Below are 514 nucleotides of genomic sequence, written 5' to 3' on the forward strand. Positions count from 1 at the left end.
CGCCTGCTTGATCGCCAGAGCGGCAAGGTCGGGGTCGTAGAGCGACCCCTCGGCCATCACCCGGTTGACGGCAAGGCTCAGCTGCTCTCGGATCTGGGCCAGGCTGAGTTCCGCGACATCGGTATCCCCACGCCGCTCCTCGGCCAACCAGGTATGAGCGTTCTCAATGGCTTTCTCGCCGCCTTTGACAGCAACATACATCGCCTAGCCCTCGTCCGTGATCTGCGTGCTGCGCGGCAGAGCCGCAACCCGGTCGCCGCAAGTGAAAAAGAAATCGCATCCCAGCGGATACAGCATCGCATTGCCCTGCAACGCAGCGATGTCCGGAAGGGACAGATGCGCGGCCGATTTGATGCCCGGTCCGCGCAGCGCAGCCCCGCTTGGTTCAAGCGCGTCACATTCCACGATAAGTGTTGCCGAGCGATCCGGGTATTCCGGTGTGCCGATGCGATAGGCGGTCACCGGCTGCAGGTCCTGCCATGTTCCGTCCGCAAAATCAGCTTCGGCCGCCCCC

The 514-nt window shown here is 63.4% G+C and carries 2 protein-coding genes; both read right to left on the reverse strand.

Features of this window, described 5'->3' with window-relative positions:
* The coding region (locus tag ACR0C6_RS22270) for a carbon-phosphorus lyase complex subunit PhnI (RefSeq protein WP_480621385.1) at positions 1-201 on the reverse strand (201 nt) is incomplete at its 3' end.
* Positions 202-204: 3 nt separating this feature from the next.
* A partial coding sequence (locus ACR0C6_RS22275; RefSeq protein WP_480621387.1) for a phosphonate C-P lyase system protein PhnH occupies positions 205-514 on the reverse strand: 310 nt, incomplete at its 5' end.

Source organism: Ruegeria sp. AL12 (genome assembly GCF_056540885.1).